The organism is Kitasatospora sp. MY 5-36, assembly GCF_001182915.1.
Lineage (GTDB): Bacteria > Actinomycetota > Actinomycetes > Streptomycetales > Streptomycetaceae > Kitasatospora.
In genome coordinates this window covers 1-2,064 of sequence record NZ_LFVW01001077.1, presented here as the reverse complement: position 1 = coordinate 2,064, position 2,064 = coordinate 1, and the positions used below count along the sequence as shown (strand labels likewise).

General features: G+C 76.3%; 2 protein-coding genes and 1 pseudogene. 2 read left to right on the top strand and 1 reads right to left on the bottom strand.

All coding sequences use genetic code 11. The features are described from left to right. Window positions 1-276 precede the first annotated feature (276 nt). Window positions 277-450: a hypothetical protein gene (locus tag AE652_RS47025; RefSeq protein WP_158077660.1), complete on the top strand. Its 174-nt coding sequence runs from the start codon at window positions 277-279 to the stop codon at window positions 448-450. Window positions 451-615: 165 nt separating this feature from the next. Here AE652_RS47025 and AE652_RS40245 read toward each other — a convergent pair whose 3' ends face one another. After that, the gene (locus tag AE652_RS40245) at window positions 616-1,698 is read right to left on the bottom strand and encodes a Zn-dependent alcohol dehydrogenase (RefSeq protein WP_049660714.1); all 1,083 of its coding nucleotides are present in this window, start codon (window positions 1,696-1,698) and stop codon (window positions 616-618) included. 161 nt (window positions 1,699-1,859) lie between these two features. Here AE652_RS40245 and AE652_RS40240 point away from each other — a divergent pair. Next, window positions 1,860-2,064, top strand: a pseudogene (locus AE652_RS40240) (hypothetical protein); the annotation flags it as partial.

Genomic DNA, 2,064 nt, shown 5'->3' with positions numbered 1-2,064 from the left:
GGCCGCCGGCCCGGCACGGCGGTCTCCGGGCGCCGTCCCCGCGCCACCGCGAGCCGGTCGGCCGCCGGCCCGGTTCCGGGCCCGGGACCAGCGCGGGACTCGCGTCATGATCTCGATAGGATCTCGTCCGTCCCGGCCGTTATGGTGACCGGGGCACGGGCCGCGATCACCGGCTACGGGCGCGCACCGGGCGCCCGATCGGGGACCAGACCGTGCGCCACCGGCGCCGGCCGGGCGCCGATGACCTGCACCCTCCGCACGGAAAAGACGATTCTCATGTCCGACACCCTCACCGACACCACCGGACCCGCGGTTACCGGGACCGACGCCGACGAGAAGACGGCCAAGGACACCGCGTCGCACGGCCGCCACCGCGGTGGCTCCGCCGCCGACGACAGCCCGGAGTCCGACCCGCACGGCCGCCACCGCGCGGCCGGGGCGCTGGGCTGACCGCACCACCACCAGGGCACCGCGTACGAGGGCCCGCCGGGAGGGCACGGACTCCCCCGGCGGGCCCTCGGCTTTCCCGAAGTCTCTGCCCGAAGCCTCCGTGCGAAACCTCCACCCGAAGTCTCCGTGCGAAGCCCCGAGCAGCGCCCCGGCCGCGGCCCGCCCTCAGCCCAGCGCCACGACCGTCCGCAGCGCCTCGCCGCTCCGCATCTGCGCGATCGCCTCGTTGACGTCCGCGAGCCCCACCCGGTGGGTGACCATGCCGTCGAGGTCGATCCGCCCGGCCCGCCAGAGGTCCACGACCAGCCCGATGGTGCGCGCCACCGTCGCCCCGCCGTAGAGCGAGGGCAGCAGGCGCTTCTCGTTGAAGAACAGCTCGCCCATGGTGAACTGCGCGAGGTCGTCCTGCGCGCCCGCGCCGATGACGACCACCGCGCCGCCGCGCCGGGCGGCCTCGTAGCCGGCCCGGACGGTGGCCGCGCGGCCGACCGCCTCGAAGACGTAGTCGAAGCCGCCGCCGGGCAGCTTCTTGGCCGTCGCCTTCAGCTCCTCGGGCGCGATCGCCTCGGTGGCGCCGAACGCCAGGGCGCGCTCGCGGCGCGAGGCCACCGGGTCGACGACGGTGATCCGGCCGGCGCCGCAGACCCGGGCGCCCTGCACGGTGGCCACGCCGACCCCGCCCGCGCCGATCACCGCGACGGAGGCGCCGGGCTCGACCCGGGCGGTGTTCACCGCGGCGCCGATGCCCGTGGTCACGCCGCAGCCGATCAGCGCGGCGGCCTCGTACGGGAGGTCGTCGGGCACCTTGATGACGGCGTTCGCCGCGACCACGACCTCCTCGGCGAAGGCCCCGGTGCCGTAGAAGCCGGAGGCGCTCAGCCCGCCCTCGGCGATCCGGAAGCCCGGGGCGCCGAGGCCGCGCAGGCTGGCGATGCAGAGGTGGCCGCGGTCCCGGCGGCAGTGGTCGCAGCGGCCGCAGGGGGCCATCCAGCAGAGCACCACGCGGTCGCCGGCGGCGAGGCCGGTGACGCCCTCGCCGACCTCCAGCACGTCCCCGGCACCCTCGTGCCCGGGGACGAACGGCGCGGGCTGCGGCAGGACGCCGCTCATCGCGGAGAGGTCCGAGTGGCAGAGGCTGGCGGCGCGCATCCGGACCCGTACGGTGCCCGGCCCGAAGCCCACGGCCGTCACGTCCTCGCGGACGTCGAGGGTCTCCTGGCCGGTCTTGTGCAGGACGGCTGCGCGCATGGGTGCTGCTCCCGGGGTGCCTGGTGTTCCTCGGATCGGCGGTCGGGCCGATTCTGGCACGGGCGGCGCGACGCGACTAGAACGCGTTCCACAACAACCGGCCGGCGGAACTGTACGAATTCACTGTCCTTCCACCGCTGCGACACGCCATGATCACCACCGTGTCGACACCCCTTCCGACGTCCCCGCCCGCGCCCTCGCAGGCCTCCCCCGAGCAGCCCGCCCACGGCGCGCCCTGCCCCCGCTGCGCCGCCGCGCTGACCGCCGACCCGCGCTTCACCGCCTGGTGCCCGGCCTGCGACTGGAACCTGTCCCCCGGTCAGGACGGCGCTCCCGCGCCCACCCGGCGCGAGCGGGCGGCGGCCG